The 17610-nt window shown below is 64.8% G+C and carries 8 protein-coding genes and 1 pseudogene; 6 read left to right on the top strand and 3 right to left on the bottom strand.

Annotated elements, in window-relative coordinates; genetic code table 11:
- Window positions 1-30: 30 nt before the first annotated feature.
- Both ADBZ9O_RS12610 and ADBZ9O_RS12605 read right to left on the bottom strand, forming a co-directional pair.
- A complete protein-coding gene (locus ADBZ9O_RS12610; protein WP_526531659.1) occupies window positions 31-9306 on the bottom strand; it encodes a fatty acid synthase subunit beta domain-containing protein in 9276 nt (3091 codons plus the stop codon).
- A 688-nt stretch (window positions 9307-9994) separates the two neighbouring features.
- Entirely contained in the window at window positions 9995-10684 is a 690-nt protein-coding gene (locus ADBZ9O_RS12605) for a glycoside hydrolase domain-containing protein (RefSeq protein ID WP_526531657.1), read from the bottom strand.
- A gap of 142 nt (window positions 10685-10826) precedes the next feature.
- Between ADBZ9O_RS12605 and ADBZ9O_RS12600 the strand changes: the two genes are divergently transcribed.
- The 4 genes from ADBZ9O_RS12600 to ADBZ9O_RS12585 are packed head-to-tail and all read left to right on the top strand — an operon-like array spanning window position 10827 to window position 14808.
- Entirely contained in the window at window positions 10827-11912 is a 1086-nt protein-coding gene (locus ADBZ9O_RS12600; protein WP_526531655.1) for an ABC transporter ATP-binding protein, read from the top strand.
- 39 nt (window positions 11913-11951) lie between these two features.
- Window positions 11952-13148, top strand: coding sequence for an ABC transporter substrate-binding protein (locus ADBZ9O_RS12595; protein WP_526531653.1), 1197 nt, complete (start codon window positions 11952-11954; stop codon window positions 13146-13148).
- Window positions 13149-13173: 25 nt separating this feature from the next.
- Complete coding sequence (locus ADBZ9O_RS12590) at window positions 13174-13995, top strand: ABC transporter permease (RefSeq protein WP_526531651.1); 822 nt, start codon at window positions 13174-13176, stop codon at window positions 13993-13995.
- 12 nt (window positions 13996-14007) lie between these two features.
- Window positions 14008-14808 (top strand): ABC transporter permease, encoded by an 801-nt coding sequence (locus ADBZ9O_RS12585; protein WP_526531649.1) that lies wholly within the window; start codon window positions 14008-14010, stop codon window positions 14806-14808.
- 45 nt (window positions 14809-14853) lie between these two features.
- Here ADBZ9O_RS12585 and ADBZ9O_RS12580 read toward each other — a convergent pair.
- Window positions 14854-15135, bottom strand: a pseudogene (locus ADBZ9O_RS12580) (MerR family transcriptional regulator); the annotation flags it as partial.
- 421 nt (window positions 15136-15556) lie between these two features.
- On the opposite strand from ADBZ9O_RS12580, the gene ADBZ9O_RS12575 reads away from it, so the two are divergent.
- A complete protein-coding gene (locus tag ADBZ9O_RS12575) occupies window positions 15557-16831 on the top strand; it encodes an MFS transporter (RefSeq protein WP_526531647.1) in 1275 nt (424 codons plus the stop codon).
- A 355-nt stretch (window positions 16832-17186) separates the two neighbouring features.
- A complete protein-coding gene (locus ADBZ9O_RS12570; protein ID WP_526531645.1) occupies window positions 17187-17609 on the top strand; it encodes a PPOX class F420-dependent oxidoreductase in 423 nt (140 codons plus the stop codon).
- Window position 17610: the final 1 nt, after the last annotated feature.

The following is a 17610-nucleotide window of genomic DNA, read 5'->3' as shown; positions in this document are numbered from 1 at the left end:
ATTCTCACGTCCGCGACCTTAGTCGATCCCCTACCCGATGTAGATGTCATCGTCCCCGAGTCGTGAGGCAGGATTCAGCAGCATCGCCGACTCCTGACGCTTCTCCGGCGAATCGTGATCGAAACGACGGTCGGCGGGCTTCTCGTACATCGGCTGACCACCGGCGATGGCCGAGGCCAGTCGACGCTGTCCGGCCACGGTCCGTTCGTTGGCCCTTGCGGTGTAGTCCGCCTGCTCTGCCGGGCTCAACGTCGCCAGGAACGCCTGCGGATGCACCAGCGCAACCAGACCCGATACGTGTCCGAATCCGAGGCTGGTGACCAGACCGGCCTTGAGCGGGAACTTCTCGCCCATCTTCAGTGTCTCGCGCACCCAGACGAAGTGACCTGAACTGGCCAACTCGTCATCGACACAGTCCAGGCTGCGGTTCGGCGGGATCACCCCGTCACGCAGGATCTGGCACAGACCCATCATCTGGAACACCGCGGCGCCGCCCTTGGCGTGCCCGGTGAGGCTCTTCTGCGACACGATGAACAACGGTGCGCCTTCGGAGCGGCCCATCGAGTCGGCGAGCCGCTCGTGCAGCTCCTGCTCGTTGGGATCGTTGGCCAGCGTCGAGGTGTCGTGCTTGGAGATGACGGCGATATCGTCGGCGCCCACTCCCAGCTTGGCCAGCGATCGGGCCAGCACCGAGTCCTTACCGCCGCGTCCGGCGCCCAGCGCGCCGAGCCCGGGAGCCGGGATCGAGGTGTGCACACCATCGGCGTAGGACTGCGCGTAGGCGACGACGGCCAGCACCGGCAGACCCATCTTCAGCGCGAGGTCACCACGGGCCAGCAGGATCGTGCCGCCACCTTGGGCCTCGACGAAGCCCAGCCTGCGCCGGTCATTGGCGCGGGAGAACTTGCCATCGCTGATGCCCTTGGCCCGCATCATCGCGGTGTCGGCGGTGGCCGCCATGTCACCGAAGCCGATGACGGCTTCCTCGGTCAGATCGTCGTAACCACCGGTCACCACGAGTTCGGCCTTACCGAGACGAATCTTGTCGACACCCTCTTCCAATGACACCGCTGCGGTGGCGCAAGCGCCGACCGGGTGGATCATCGAACCGTAGCTACCGACGTACGCCTGAATCACGTGCGCGGCAACAACGTTCGGCAGAGTCTCCTGCAGGATGTCGTTCGGCTTGTTCACCCCGAGCAGGTTGCCGTGGAACATGGTCTGCATCGACGTCAAGCCGCCCATACCGGTGCCCTGCGTGCTGGCCACCAGGCTGGGATGCACCCAGCGCATCAGCTCTGTCGGGCTGAAGCCGGCAGAGAGGAACGCATCGACGGTGGCGATCAGGTTCCACAACGCCACCCGGTCAATGGAATTGACCATGTCCGGGGTGACGCCCCAGACCGTCGGATCAAATCCGGTCGGGATCTGAGCACCGACGGTACGGGACAGCTTCGTCTTGCGCGGCACGCGAATCTCGGTGCCGGCCTTGCGAATAACCCGCCAGTCAGCGCTGTCGGGCACCGGCGTGATGATGGTGTGTTCCGGGTCGAATTCAACGAATGATCGAGCATCGGCCTCGGACGACACCACGAACGAGAAGTCCTTGTCCAGGAACACCGACACCAGAAGTGATGCCGAATGGTCCGGATCGATCGCGGCGTCCCCGACGAATTCACGGATGCCGACGCGCTCGACGACCACGTCGTGGTACTTCTCGACCAGGTCCGCCTCGTCGACGAGTTCACCGGATTCGGTGTCATACCAACCCGGCTTCGGGTCGTCCTCCCACTTGATCAGTCCGGTGGTCCAGGCCAATTCGAGGACACCGGCGGCGGACAGTTCGTTGTCGACCTCCATCTCGAAGCGGGTGCGCGATGACCCGAAGGGTCCGAGCTCGGCGCCACCGACGATGACCACCAGGTCGGCCGGGTCGACGTTGATATCGGCCCAGGCCGGCGGCGGGACCGGGGTGTACCCGCGCGGCGGTGACGGCAGAGCCGGGATGGTCCCGCTGAGATCGTCCTCGTCGGACGAGGACTCGGACGCTTCTCCTTCCATGTCCTTGCGCGCCTTGGCAGCCAGTTCGGCCATATCGATGTCGATCTCACCCAGACCGCCGGTGAAGTCGACATTGACCGGCGACGCCGCCGCGGCCACCTTGTTCTCGACAGTGCACAAGCTCAACAGCATGGCGGCCATTTCGGCCGTGCTGTAGGTAGTGACGCCGGCCTCTTCGACGGCGCTGACGATGGCGTCGTTATGCCCCATCAGCCCGGTGCCCTTGGTCCAGCCGATCAGCGCATGCGCCAAGCTGACCCGCTGCGCCCAGGACGATTCCGCACTCCAGCGGGTGACAAGGGCATCCAGTGCGGCCTTCGACTCGCCATAGGCGCCGTCACCGCCGAACATGCCGCGGTTGGGCGAGCCGGGCAGCACGACATGCAGTCGGGACGCGATATCGCGCTCGGCACCGATGTTGGACAGCCCGCCGATCAGCCGTTGCACGGCCCACAGCAGGACCTTCATCTCCATTTCGGAGCGCGATCCGGCCTCCGACATATCGCCGGCCACTCGCGGCGCCGCGAACGGGAACAGCAGCGTCGGGTTCTGCGCATCCTTGAGGTGAATCGACTGCGGCCCAAGGCTTTCAGACTGCTCACTACCCACCCAGGCCACCAGTGCGTCGATATCGGCGTAGGAGGCCATATTGGCGGGCACTACCCACAGCGTCGCGTTGAAGCGGGCGTTGTCGCGGTAGAGCTTCTTGTAGAAGCCCAGGCGCGAGTCGTCGAGCTTGGACGTCGTGGCGATGACGGTGGCGCCGCCCTCGAGGAGCTGGGCAGCCACCGATGCGGCGATCGAACCCTTCGACGCGCCCGTCACCACAGCGATCTCGTTGGTGTAGCGGCCCTTGCCCGGATTCTCGGCACCGGCGGCAATGCGGCCGAACAACGATGCGTGCACGTTGCGCCCGGCTGCGAGCGCCTTGCCCTGCCACCAGTTCGCCTGCGTGGCAACGACATGCCCCGCACCCTCGAACCGCTCAGAGAGCTTCGGCCAGTCAGCGTCGATCTCGTCTTCGTCCGCCAGCCACAGTTTGACCAGGTCTTCACGGGCACTGGCCCACCGGTCGTCGAAGACGACGGCTTTCTTCGAGTCGAATGCCGGCGCGACCAATCTCGGCCAGTCCGAGCCGAGTTCGGTCGAGACCAGGTCGATCAGTTCGGCGTCGGTGGACTTTTCCGGGGTCGACACCGGGGTATCGAGCCCGAGCTGGCCGAGGATCGTCCGCGCCGCCGAGGCCAACACGCCGTCGGGGCCGGTGACCGTTTCGGCGAACTCGGTGAGCGCCGCCGAATCCACGACACCACCAGCGGCGCCCGCCGCGGACGGCAGGGACACCGCGATCCCCTTTCGGGCCCCGACCGCAGCGACTGCACCATCGATGACCTTGTCCACCGATGCCGCGTCGGCCAGTGCACCTTCGTGCAGCCCACCGAGGCTGCCGCCTCGGACGCTGGACCCGTCGCGGGTACCAAGTGCCACCTCAGCGGTGACGTGCTTGACCCAGCCGGGGCCCAATTCCCATGTCTTGGTGACACGCTCGGCAATATAGGCCGGTCGCTTACCGGAGGGTCCGAGCACCGTGCGCAGCTGATCGTTGATCGCATCGGAGAGCACCGGTCCGAACGGCTTGTAGGTCCGCGCCAGCTTGGTGACCTGGCCCTTGAGCCCGGCCAGATCCGCTTCCGCCGCACCGTCGATGGCGCCGAGGTTCAGCTCGGAACCCAGGTCGACCAGCAGCTGGTTACGTCGCGACGATGCACCGTCGGTGATCGATTCGATGGAGTCCAGCGCCTCGATCTGATCCATCCGCATCTTCGCCGACAGTGCGATCAATGCCACGGTGGCATCGGCCGCGTCGAAAACGACATCATCGGGGCGTGGCCCACCCGACGGGGCGGCCGGCGCGGCAGCAGGTGCCGGTGCGGCCGCAGCCGACGGAGCGCTGTCGGCCGAAGCGGCGGGAGCCTCATCGACGTCAGGCTCAGGCTCGGGATCAGTGTCGTTAGCGAACAGCACTGCGGCATCGCGCTCGGAGTTGAGCACTTCGACTGTGCTGTGGGCGTATTCGGCCAACTTCAAGGTGTTGGTGGCCAGTCCGGCAACAGTCGGCGCGGACTTCACCCCGATCTCGACGAACCGCTCCACCCCGAGACCGCCAGCGGCCTCTTCGATGAACAGCAGGTCCTGGGTTTCGATCCACCGCACCGGGCTGGCGAACTGCCAGGCCAGGAGTTCGATGACGATCTTGCGGCACAGTTCCGTCGGCTTCTCGTTACGCCATGTGTCGTAGTCGGCGAGGATCTCGTCGAGCGGTTCGGCCGGTACCAGATCCCGGATCTCCTGGACGAAATCGCGGTCCAGGGTGAAGGGCCGGGGCACCAGGTTCGGGATGTAGCGCCCGACCAGCAGTGCCGGATCGGCGTCGCGGGGCATGACACGCTCGAGGCTGCGGCGGAAATCGTTGACGCCCACCCGAAGCACGCTGGAATGGAACGGCACGTCGATGCCGGGCACCAGGATGAATGACCGCTTGCCGCCGCTGATCTCACGACGACGATCGACCTCGGCCTCAAGTGCTTCCAGCCCACGGACCGTACCGGCGATCGCATACTGCGAACCGCGCAAGTTGAAGTTCACGATCTGCAGGAATTCACCGGTGCGATCAGCGATCTCGGCGACGAATGCGGTGACGTCGGCGTCGTCGAGGTCAATCTGCGACGGCCGGATCGCGGCCAGTCGGTAGTTCGATCGACCCTTCTCGTCGCGAGGCACGATGTCGTGCATGTTGGAGCCGCGCTGGAATACCACCTCCAGCAGAGCCTCCAACTGGTAGACGCCGCTGACACAGGCCAGTGCGGTGTACTCGCCGACAGAGTGGCCGCAGGCGATGGCGCCCTCGACAAAAGCACCCTGCTCACGCATCTCGGCGACCTGCGCCGCGGCGACTGTCGCCATCGCGACCTGAGTGAACTGCGTCAGGAACAGCACGCCCTCGGGGTGGTGGTAGTGCACACCGGCGGCGATCAAGCTGGTCGGGTTGTCGCGCACCACATGCAGCACCGAGAAGCCAAGCTTCTCGCGGGTGAAGACGTCGGCGTCGTCCCAGACCTTGCGCGCGGCCTTGGAGCGCGAACGCACCTCCATGCCCATGCCCTTGTGCTGGATGCCCTGGCCGGGGAAGGCGTAGACCGTCTTCGGCGCGGCCAATCGCGCGGTTGCCGACATCACCAGATCGGACCCGATGCGGGCGGAGATCTCGAGCACCTCGGCACCGAGGTCGACACCCACCCGGTCGACCCGGAAGTCGACATCATCACCGGGTTTGACCATGCCGAGGAAGCGGGCGGTCCAGCCGATCAGACGCGCGGGCGGGGTGGCCCGACCGTCGGTCGCGGTGACGACATGCTGGGCGGCAGCCGAGAGCCACATACCGTGCACGATGGGCGATTCCAGACCAGCAAGCAGCGCCGCTGCCCGGTCGGTGTGGATGGGGTTGTGGTCACCGGAGACCACTGCGAACGGCCGCATATCGACCGGCGCGGTGATGGTGACATCGCGACGGCGCCTGCGCGGGGTGTCAGTGGCGTTATCGGAGACCGCACCGCCGGCCCGCAACGGATCGGTGAGCTCGGCGGCACCCGTGCGTCCGCGGATCGCGAAACGCTCTTCGAGGGTGGCGATGATGCGGCCGTCGGCAGCTCCCCCTTCTCTAACGGTGACTGAGACCGGAACAACCCGGCCGACCTCGGTGTCGTAGGCAACGGAAGCGGTTGCGGTGACGGTCAATTGAGACGGAACCGTCGGCAGCGTATCGACCAGTTCTGCGGCGTGATCCAGGTGCACCAGGCTCAGCAGACCCTCGATCACCGGGAACCCGGAATCGGTGACGGCCGAACCGATCGCGGAGAAGACCGCCGGCCAGCAGCGGCCGACCAGTGCGTCGGGCACGACAGTCAGCGTCGGGGCCAGCGGCGAACCGAAGGTGGCGGTGACGCCGGTGTGATCGGCCACTCGCTCCGGATCCCAGTCGACCGTGACGGTGACAGCTCCGTCAACCGCGACGGGCAGGGCCTCCGGTCCGTCGACACCGGCGGCGATCGCGAGCACCGACCGCATGGCGGCGGAGGCGTCGTCGGTGGAGACCACCGGGGCGCCGCCGTCGACAGTGGTGGCCGGCAACGTGAACCTGATGTCGATCCAGGTATCCGAGAGCGGCACGCTCAGCACGACCTGATCCGCGGAGACGGCTTCAAGCCGGGCACCGGTGGAATGGTCTGTGGCTGTTAGCTTTCCAGTGCTATCCGCACTTCCATGGACCTGCCAGCTTGCCGGGTCGGCGATCCGATGCACCGGGTTGGACGCAGTGCGACCGGCCCACAGCACGTCGGGCGCGTCGAGTACCAAGGCGAGCGGGCCGGACACGTCGGTGCGGCTCTGCAGGCGCGAGATCACCTGTGTCGGTTGGATACCTGCGGTCTGCGCCTGGTCGATGGCGGCCTGCTCGAAACGGTCCAGCAGGTCACCGACGGGCTCGTCGACGACGGTGATGCCGGCGACCGCGGCAGTGCCCGGGATGATGCATACCTGGTCGGCGGTGTAGCGGGCATCGTGGGCCTGCCACAGCGAGTCGCTGCGCCACCAACGGCGAACGTCCTTGTCGATGACGGGCACGAAGTTGACGGGCTTGCCCAGTGTCTTGCACAACGTGATGAAGAAGGGGACGTCGGCCGGGTGCAGGATGACGCTGTCGACATCCGGGTACCTGGCGCTGACAGCGGCGATGGCCTGCTCGGGGTTCTCCAGCAGAGCCTCACCGGATTCGGTTGCGCCGAAAAGGGTTTCGATCGGACCGTAGTCAAGGGTGTTCAGCCGCGACTCGACGCGCTGCAGCATTTCGGTGAAGCGGTCCCGCCAGCTGATATCCAGCCACGGCGAGTCTGCCTTCTTGGTGTCGGCGGTGGAATCGCCTGCACCGATGGCCAGTTCGACGTAGCGCCGCAGCCACTGCCCGTAGGTCATCTCGGCGACATCGCCGAAGTACGGCTTGGCGGTCACGGCCATCGCCGCGATGATCTCCTCGCGGCGCGCGGCAACTGCCTCGGCGTCACCGGCGACATCGTCGAGCAGGCGGCCACAGCGCGATGCGGCGTTGTCGATCTCGTGGATATCGGCACCGAGCTGGCTGCGCCCGGATGCCATGCCGCCCTGCGCCTTACCGGCGCCAACCCAGACATCGGTACCAACGGTGTCGACCAGGAGCTGCTTGACCGCGGGTGAGGTGGTGGCCTCCAGGGCGGCCATCGTCGCAGTGCCGACCAGGATGCCGTCAACGGGCATCAGCGGGTAGCCATAGGCCGCTGACCAGCGACCGGACAGGTAGTCGGCGGCTTGCTCGGGTGTGCCGATACCGCCACCGACGCACACGGTGATGTTGGACCGGCTGCGCAGCTCGGAGTAGGTGGCCAACAGCAGGTCGTCAAGGTCCTCCCACGAGTGGTGGCCGCCGGCGCGACCGCCTTCGACGTGGACGATGACCGGCTTGGTCGGGGCTTCGGCAGCAATACGGATGACCGAGCGGATCTGCTCGACGGTGCCGGGCTTGAAGCAGATATGGCTGATGCCGATCTCGTTGAGCTCGTCGATCAGGTCGACGGCCTCTTCGAGCTCGGGGATACCGGCGCTGACAACCAGGCCGTCGATCGGCGCACCGGCCTGACGGGCCTTCTGCACCAGGCGCTTTCCGCCCACCTGCAGCTTCCACAGGTACGGGTCGAGGAACAGCGTGTTGAACTGCACCGCGCGACCCGGCTCCAGCAGCGAAGTCAGCTCCGCGATGCGATCGTTGAAGATCTGCTCGGTGACCTGACCGCCACCGGCCAGCTCGGCCCAGTGACCGGCATTGGCCGCGGCGGCGACAATCTTGGCATCGACCGTCGTCGGCGTCATACCCGCCAACAACATCGGCGAGCGCCCGGTCAGCCGGGTGAACTTCGTTGACAGCTTGACCGAACCGTCGGGCAGGGTGACCAACGACGGCGCGTAGCTCGACCACGGGCGCGCCACCTCGGGCACGGCGCCGATGGTGAACAGGTTGCGCTGGCCGCCGCGGGTGGCAGCGGGCACGATGCCGATGCCGAGTCCGCGGATCACGGGAGCGGTCAGCCGGGTGAGGATGTCACCGGGGCCGAGATCGAGAATCCACTTGGCTCCGGCGTCATTGAGTGCGGTGATCTCTTCGACCCAGTCCACCTGGCGCACCAGGATCGCCTCGGCCATCTCACGGGCGAGTCCGACGTCGATACCGACCGCCTCGGCCCAGCGGCCGACGATATCGATACCGTCGGACAGGCGCGGGGTATGGAAACCGACCTCGACCGCAACCGGGTCGAAGACGGGCGCGAAGACGGCGCCGCCGCGCAGCTTGGACTTGCGCTCGGCCTCTTCCTTCTCGGCGATCTGCTGGCAGTACAGCTCGAAGCGGGACAGCTGCTCGGGGGTGCCGGTGATGACGACGGACCGCCGGCCGTTGCGGATCGACAGCACGGGCGGCAGCACCGTCCGCACGTCCTGGGAGAACTCTTCGAGCAGTGCATAGATGCGTTCGGGGTCGGCGTTGGTCACCGACACCATCGGCGGCTTATCACCGAGGACCGAGATACCGCGGCGACGGGCCACCAAGGTGCCTGCCGCGCCGATCAGCTGAGCCAATGCGAGTAGCTGGACGTCCTGTGCGCCATGGGCCGCCAGCGCCGCGACAGCCAGCACACCCTGCGAATGCCCGGCAACGGCCACCGGCGGATATTCGGCCAGGTCCATGCCCTGGCGCTTCAACGCCCGGACGGCGGCGATCTGGGTGAGCAGCACGCCCGGAACCGACACTGCCGCAGACGTCAGCTGCTTGGCGCTCGGCACGGGCTCCTCAGCGGCCAGCGCGCGCACCCAGCGCAGCGGCTCGAAGCCGATGGGCCGCACCACGACGAGCTCGCGCGCGACGGGCTCCAGCAGCAGATCTGCCTCACCGGCCAACGTCGCCAGTTCCGACTCGATACCTGCCGAGGACACCAGTTCTTCTAGGGTCTCCAGCCAGGCACTGCCCTGGCCGCCGAAGGCGACGGCGTAGGGCTCACCTGCGGTCAACCGGTCAACCAGGGCGTGGGTAGTGTTCGCGGGCTCGGCAGCGCTGCCATGCGGGGTGGTGGAACCGTCAGCAACTCTGTCGTGCTCGAAAATCGTCACCTTGTATATCTCCCTAGTGCTTTTCGGTGTTGCTTTTAAGTCAGTGTTCTTGTGGCCCGGCGATGTGCCGTTGGGGCCAACGTTTGATAACTACGTCTGAGAACTGCGTTTCCGACCTGCGCGGCCTTGCGGAGGTAGTCGGTGATTCACCGTCGAATCAGTCCTGGCGTCCTGGCGTCTCGTGCGGCCTCTCAGTCCGGGCCGGGCTGAGATCGGTGCGCGACCTGCGGTCAGCTTCCGATGCGTCCCGGGAGGTTCTTCGGCCCGATTCCGGGCAATCCCGACTGCACTAAGAGTGTCATAAGGACCAAGGCTATTTTGGCGCTCGATATGGTTACTGGCGAGTTCTACGCACGAGTAACCACACGTTCGGTAACAGGGCGCTCAACAGCACCCCGTGACTAAGAGGACAAACGTCCTGCTTGCAGGTGGTTACGGTTGAGTAGCTATAACCGCGCAGATCAAAGCAGTATTGTTATGAAATCGTTATGTAATAGTTTTGGACCCGGGCCGTGGCGCGAAGCGCCTCGTCCGAGGGCGGCAAAATGACACCCGTCAACGTATCGGACGTCACACCGTCTCAAAAAAAGCCTGAAAAAGTTTGCTGGAACCAACCGTGCACACCCGCTTCGGCGGCCTCTGTGCGGCCGCCGGGTCGGGGATTTGCGAGTGAATTGGGTCCGTTTCTCTAGTCCCACTGCCCAAAACTGGGCTTCATGATGTTGTTCAGGTCGACGCCGACACCGCCGACGGTGCGCTTATCGATCTCCACCTGATGGAGGTGCGCGACCGGGTGGGTAAAGCCCTTCGGCGATCCCCAGTTGTGCTGCCAGAACCAGGTCCCCAGTCCATCCTGGAGTGCCCAGTCGATGGTTGTGGAGTTGGCGTACACACCGACACGTTGATGGCCGAGAACAGCCTCCCAGCCGCGAAGATACGGCGCGACCTGGTGTTTGTACTGTTCCGGGCTGGGATCGTCGTCGATCGAGGTGTAGATCGGTGCACCGTATGAGCCACCCGCCGCACGGTGCAGCTGCCAGCCCCGCTTGGCATGCGCGGCGCCGGCCGCCTGACCGCCGAGCCAGTCTGCGGTGTCCTGCTTCCCGTACTGGTAGCAGGAGACGATCTTGAGACCCTTGTGATACAGGTCACGGGCCTCGGGAAGCTGTATCGGCTTGCTCAACATCCACTGCCCACCCGGTCGCCGATCGGGGACGTACCGGATAGCTCCGATGGCTCCGGAAGATGCAAGTGCGTCGGCCCCGATTACGCCCGCAGCGTAGTCCAGCAAGACCCCCAGGGGGGCCGCCGAAACAGTGGGAGCAGAGACCGCAGAGGCGGCCGCACCGAGGCCGACGACGGCCGAGGTCACAGCCATATCAAAATTCGAGCATTGAGACTCACCGTGCGAGATCGGTCCGTACCGCGCGGAACCGGGGATTTCAGCGACCTATCAACGCTGGAACCACGAAATCCGCGATGGCGCTGCGCTCTCACAACGGTATCCATAGGATCCCTGCATGCCATCTGGGACAGCGTCGCTGCGTCAGCACTCCAGTGGCAACCCGGTCACGAATCCACAGATCGAGTTGATCGGCGTTCGCAAAGAGTTCGGCAGCGGCGCCAGTGGCACGAACGTCATCGCTGTCGAGGGCGCCGACCTGACCGTGGCTGATGGCGAACTTTTCGCCATCCTGGGCCCATCCGGGTCGGGTAAGACCACGGTGCTCCGGATGATCGCGGGTTTCGAGCAACCCACGTCGGGAGTGATCCGACTCGGCGGCCAGGACGTCACCGCACTCCCCCCGGCCAAACGCGATACCAACACGGTGTTCCAGCAGTACGCCTTGTTTCCCCATATGACCGTTTCCCAGAATGTGGAGTACGGACTGCGGGTGCGCGGGGTGGGTAAAGCCGAACGACGCCAGCGCGCAGGTGCGGCTCTGGAAATGGTTCAGCTGTCCGGACTGGCGGAGCGCAAACCCGCGCAACTCTCCGGCGGCCAGCAGCAACGCGTTGCTTTGGCCCGTGCCCTGGTGGGGCGGCCCAAGGTGTTGTTACTCGATGAGCCACTGGGCGCACTCGACCTCAAACTGCGAGAGCAGATGCAGGTCGAACTCAAGGCCATCCAGCGTGAGGTGGGCATCACCTTCGTCATCGTCACCCACGACCAGGACGAAGCGCTGACGCTCAGCGATCGGCTCGCCGTCTTCAACGACGGCCGTATCGAGCAGATTGGCGCCGCCCGCGAGGTCTACGAAAATCCGGCGAACCGATTCGTCGCCGATTTCGTCGGCACCTCCAACGTGCTCGACGGGGAGGCCGCCGAGGCCGTCCTCGGCCGCAGCGGCTCGTATGCAGTTCGGCCGGAACGCATCCTGGTCCTCGATCCGGCCAGTGCCCCGCCGACAGGTATGCGCAGTATCGAGGCCACGGTCGACGAAGTGGTCTACGCCGGACCTATCACCCGGATCGCGGCACGCAATCAGGCTGGCGTCGCGCTGACCGCGACGCTGCTCAGCGCCGAAGCCTCCGACGAACTGGCCCATGGCACGGCGGTCGTCCTTGCCTGGCCCGACAGCGCCGTCCGAAACCTCAACAACTAGCCCCCGCTCGCCGACCTGAAAGAAAGTGCAGGACCCCCGATGATCACCACGACATCCAGAGCCCGCCGCCTCACGTTCGCGTTGGTGGCGTGCTCGGCATTGATCGCCGCCTGTTCGGGCTCAGACAGCTCCGGCTCATCGGGCGCACCACCAAAGCTGGAGCAGCCCAAAACACTTGGCGACGGTGAAGGCGAGCTGAACCTGATCGCCTGGGCGGGTTACGCCGAGGACGGCTCCAACGACAAGACGATCGACTGGGTGCACCCGTTCACCGAGAAGACGGGCTGCAAGGTCAACGTCAAGCTCGGCAACACCTCTGACGAGATGGTGCAGCTGATGCGCAGCGGACAGTACGACGGGGTATCGGCATCCGGTGACGCCACCCTGCGGCTGATCTACGCCGGGGATGTCGCACCGGTCAACACCGATCTGGTGCCCAACTACTCGACGATCTCGTCCTTCCTCAAGGACAAGCCGTGGAACGCGGTCGACGGCCAGATGTACGGCATTCCGCACGGCTGGGGTGCCAACCTGTTGATGTACAACACCGAAGTGGTCAAGGGCGCGCCGGATTCCTGGGGCGCAGTGTTCCCCGGTGCTCCAGAGTTCAAGGGCAAGGTCACCGCCTACGACTCGCCGATCTACATCGCTGACGCCGCGCTGTACCTGTCGAAGACCAAGCCGGAGCTCGGGATCAAAGACCCGTACTCGCTGACCAATGATCAGCTCACCGCCGCGGTTGAGCTGCTCACCCAGCAGAAGGAGAATGTCGGCGAATACTGGTCCGACTACACCAAAGAGGTGCAGGCCTTCGAAACCGGAACCTCGGTGATCGGCACCACCTGGCAGGTGATCGCGAACACCATCGGCACCGATAACAAGGTTCAGGTCAACACGGTGCTGCCCAAGGAGGGTTCCACCGGCTGGTCGGACACCTGGATGGTCTCATCGAAGGCCGCACACCCCAATTGCATGTACAAGTGGATGGATTGGATCACCTCCCCCGAGGTGAACGCCCAGGTGGCCGAGTATTTCGGTGAAGCGCCGGCGCAGACGAAGTCCTGCGAGCTGACCTCCGATAAGTCCTTCTGCGATATCTACCACGCCACCGACGAGAAGTACGCAGCACAGATCCACTACTGGACCACACCGCAGACCAAATGCGTTGACGGCAGTGGGGATAACTGCACGTCCTACGACGAATGGGTGACCAAGTGGCAGCAAATGAAGGGCTAGGGGTAGAGGCGGAGTTGACTCAACAATGAGACGGCGGGCAGGCCTGGCCTTCCTGCTGATCCCGCCACTTGCGTGGCTGGGCATCGCCTATCTCGGTTCGCTTGCCGTGCTTCTGGTTTCGGCGTTCTGGGGTACCAACACCTTCACTGGTGCGGTGGTGCACACCTTCACAGGAGATAACCTGGTGAAGGTTTTCACCGACTCGGTGTATCGGACCGTTGCGGTGCGCACCATCGGCGTCGCACTGACGGTCACGGTGATCTGCATGGCGCTGGCGGTGCCCCTGGCGCTGTACATGGCGAAGGTCGCGACACCGGCCATCCGGCTGGCGTTGGTGATCGCGGTGACCACACCGTTATGGGCCAGCTACCTGGTCAAGGCCTACGCGTGGCGGATGATGCTGTCCCCGGAGGGCCCGCTGTCCTGGGCCACCGGGTACACACCGGGATACGGCCTGATCGCGACGGTGATCACGTTGTCCTACCTGTGGTTGCCCTACATGGTGATACCGGTGTTCGCCGCGTTCGAACGGGTGCCGGACCCGCTGATTGACGCCAGCTCCGACCTCGGTGCCTCCAGCCTGATGACGCTGCGATCGGTGATGGCCCCCTTGGTGTTTCCCGGTATCGCCGCGGGCTCGATCTTCACCTTCTCGCTATCGCTTGGCGACTACATCGCGGTGACGATCGTCGGCGGAAAGACCCAGATGCTCGGCAATATCATCTATGGCCAATTGGTCACGGCCAACAACCAGCCACTGGCCGCCGCCCTGTCGATCATCCCGCTGGCGGCGATCATCTTGTATCTGCTGGCGATGCGACGCACGGGTGCGCTGGAAAATGTCTAAGGCGGTGCGTTGATGCTCTCCACGGGTATGCGCCGTGCCACCCGGATCTGGACGATCCTGGTGCTGGTATTCCTCTATGCACCACTGCTTCTCGTCGTCGTCAACGCATTCAACTCGTCGAAGTCGTTCGCATTCCCACCCAGTGGTTTCACCGTGCAGTGGTGGAAAGTCGCATGGCACAGCGACGGTATGTGGCACTCCCTGGCCAACTCGGTAGTCGTCGGACTCGGGGCGACCGCTCTCGCGCTTGTCCTCGGCACCATGGCCGCCTTTGCCGTGCAGCGGTACGAGTTCTTCGGCAAGAACGTGATCAGTTTCCTTGTGGTGCTGCCGATTACGCTGCCCGGAATCGTCACGGGTATCGCGTTGAATGCGACCTTCACCTCGGCGCTCGGCGTCACGCTCGGCCTGGCCACGGTGATCGTCGGGCACGCTACGTTTTGTGTCGTCATCGTTTTCAACAACACCCAGGCGCGGTTGCGACGCCTTGGCACCCACCTTGAAGACGCCTCGGCCGATCTCGGTGCATCAACCTGGCAGACCTTCCGGTTCGTCACGTTCCCGATGATGCGTGGCGCTCTCGTGGCAGGGGCAATTCTTGCCTTCGCTCTGTCATTCGACGAGATCGTCGTGACCACATTCACCGCGGGACCGGCAGTGCAGACCCTGCCGATCTGGATCTTCGGCAACCTGTTCCGGCCCAACCAGGCGCCGGTGATCAACGTCGTCGCCGCGGCGCTGACATTGGTCGCGATCGTGCCGGTCTGGATTGCGCAGAGGATCGGCGGCGATCCCGCGACCACCAGGGTCTGAGTCGGCCTTCTAGCCTGCGGCGCGCTGGGATGGCGCGCGTTTGGCTTCGAGCCGTCGATGCTGTGCCATCGCCCGCAGGCCGAGGCGGTCCGCGAGGTCCTGGCCTTCACGCATGGCCTCGAAGAATTCGGCGATGTGCACCGAACTGAAACCCTTGGCAAGCAATCGATTGATGATCTGCAGCTGGGTCAGGTGGTGCTCGTCATAGATAGCCGTGCGACCGACTCGACGTGGCGGTTCGAGCAGTCCCCGTTCCCGGTAGGCGCGAATGTTGCGCGTACTCACACCCGAAACCTGCGCCAAGTCCTCGATCCGATATTCAGCCACGGTGCCTACCCGACCTCTGAGCGCAGTGGTGCATGACGATGACTTTATACGGAGTAGTGCATTCTTAGCAAAGTTATCGACTGTGTCCGGACCAATCCATATCCCCGGCGAAATCTCGTTCCAACTGGCTTTACTCCCGGCGCATACCCAAAAACACCGCACGAGCAGTCAAAATCAGCCAAGATCGAGCCCACCGAACATGGGCGCCGACCCCTCATCTTGGTGAGAGATCTCACCGGAAACAAATTACGGGGTACACGCCCTGATGAGGCACGATGGCAAGGCCGGACATTCGAACAAATCGCGGCGTTCGCTCGCCAGCTCGGCCGTTCCCGCCGTCGACGACGACGTCGTGTCTGCTGCGTCGTCTCTGCCGCTTCCGATGCTGCCCGGGTATACCGACGGAAAGGTGGAACCAACCGTGCGCGCCTGGATCGTATGGTCCACCGGACTCCTGGCCTACGTCGTCGCCGTGCTGGATCGGACCACACTTGGCGTCTCGGGCCTCGATGCCGCCGAGCGGTTCGGCGCCAGCCCCAGCATGCTGTCGACCTTCGTCGTGCTGCAGGTCGTGGTCTACGCGGGCGCCCAGATACCAGCGGGGCTGCTGCTGGATCGCTACGGGTCGCGGGTGATGATCGTCAGCGGCGGATTGCTGATGGCCGGCGGGCAGCTGACGATGGCGCTCACCGAATCGCTGCCCACGGCCGTCGCCGCACGCGCGATCGTGGGCCTCGGTGATGCCTTCACCTTCATCTCGGTGCTGCGCCTGGTCCCCTACTGGTTCGAAGAGCGACGCATCCCGTTGGTCACGCAGTTGACCGGTATCTTCGGCCAGCTCGGCCAGGTGCTGTCGGCGTTACCGTTCCTGGCCCTTCTGCTCGGGCCAGGGTGGAGTACCGCGTACCTCTCAGTGACGGCGTTCGGCGTATTGGCCGTGGTGCTGGGCCTTGCCTTGGTCAGGGACACCCCGACGGGCCGGGCCGCGCCGGTGAAATCGGCAACGGTGCGCGAGACGCTGCACAGCCTGAAGACCACCTGGCTTCGGCCAGGAACCCGGCTGGGATTTTTCACCCATATGGGCACCCAGTTCTCGGTCACCGTTTTCGCCCTGATGTGGGGCGTGCCCTACCTGACCGTCGCGCAGGGCCTGTCCCGCGAGCTCGCGGGCACCCTGCTGACGGTATCGGTCGCCGCAGCGATCGCATCGGGCATCGTCATCGGTATCTTCACCGGCCGGAATCCGCATCGCCGGTCCCTCGTGGTTCTCGGCATCATCGTCAGCAATGCCCTGATCTGGACGGTCGTCCTGGCACTGCCGGGGCCGGCGCCGCTCTGGCTGCTGGTCCTACTCATCGTGGTGATCTCCGCCGGCGGCCCTGGGTCGATGGTCGGCTTCGACTTCGCGCGCACCTTCAACCCGAGCAGGACACTCGGTACGGCCGTCGGGATCGTGAACATGGGCGGATTCCTGGCGTCGCTGCTCGTCATGCAGTCGATGGGAATGATCATCGGTGCCGCAGGCGGGTACTCGTTCGAATCATTCCATCTGGCCTGGACGGTGCAGTACGTGATCTGGGCGATCGCCGTCGTCGCGGTTCTGGTCACCCGCAAGAAAGCCCGCAAGACCATCGGCGATATCGACGAAAGTCAGTATCTCTTAGAGTTTTTCGACGAACACCGGACCATGCGGTGATCGCTCCGATCCACCCACACTGGGTACTGCGTCACCCGTCACAGGTAGGCAACTACGCGTGATCGCCCCCGGGTAGCCCTTCTACATTTCTCCCATACCCGGCACCCGCCGGGCCGAGACTTCACCGGCCGGGGAGAGATCCAATGACCGCAATCGCGCCACGAACAGACGTTTTGACCAGTCCCGCAAGGATATTCGCTCACCTGATCAACCGAGGACTCATGGCCCGCCGGCCGGTGGCGTCGACACCGAAGAGGCGGTCGGCGCGCTCCATCAGCTATTTCGAACCGGGTGCGATGGGTCGCGAGCGTTACCGCTTCTGACGACCAACCCACAAGGTTCTACCGTTATCGCTATGAGTGCACTGACAGATGACGTGATCGAGTTCCTGTCGACGGGGACCAGAACCGGGATGCTCGGCTACCTCGCCTCCGACGGACGCCCGCTGGTTGCCCCCATCTGGTTCATCGTCGACAACGACGAGCTGGTGTTCAACACCGGGAAAGACACTGCGAAAGGCCGGGCCCTGGCCCGTGATCCACGGGTGGTGCTCTGCGTCGACGATCCCCATCCGCCGTACGGGTTTGTACAGGTTCAGGGGATCGCGACGCTCTCGGAGGAACCCGGCGAGGTCCTGGACATCGCCACCAGGGCCGGTGGCCGCTATATGGGCGCCGACCGGGCGGAGGAGTTCGGCAAGCGCAACGGCGTACCCGGTGAGCTGGTCGTCCGCATCGCTCCCAGCAAGGTGATCAAGGGGTTCGACACCGCCGGTTGAG

The organism is Mycobacterium sp. (genome assembly GCF_965229105.1).
Taxonomy (GTDB): domain Bacteria; phylum Actinomycetota; class Actinomycetes; order Mycobacteriales; family Mycobacteriaceae; genus Mycobacterium.
Note: the sequence above shows the minus strand (reverse complement) of the source record. Positions and strands in the feature narration are given on the sequence as shown.

Bases quoted from the DNA above. Each gene is read 5' to 3' on its own strand.
- ADBZ9O_RS12605 (WP_526531657.1), bottom strand. From the start codon at position 10,684: ATGGCTGTGACCTCGGCCGTCGTCGGCCTCGGTGCGGCCGCCTCTGCG.
- ADBZ9O_RS12600 (WP_526531655.1), top strand. From the start codon at position 10,827: ATGCCATCTGGGACAGCGTCGCTGCGTCAGCACTCCAGTGGCAACCCG.
- ADBZ9O_RS12595 (WP_526531653.1), top strand. From the start codon at position 11,952: ATGATCACCACGACATCCAGAGCCCGCCGCCTCACGTTCGCGTTGGTG.
- ADBZ9O_RS12590 (WP_526531651.1), top strand. From the start codon at position 13,174: ATGAGACGGCGGGCAGGCCTGGCCTTCCTGCTGATCCCGCCACTTGCG.
- ADBZ9O_RS12585 (WP_526531649.1), top strand. From the start codon at position 14,008: ATGCTCTCCACGGGTATGCGCCGTGCCACCCGGATCTGGACGATCCTG.
- ADBZ9O_RS12570 (WP_526531645.1), top strand. From the start codon at position 17,187: ATGAGTGCACTGACAGATGACGTGATCGAGTTCCTGTCGACGGGGACC.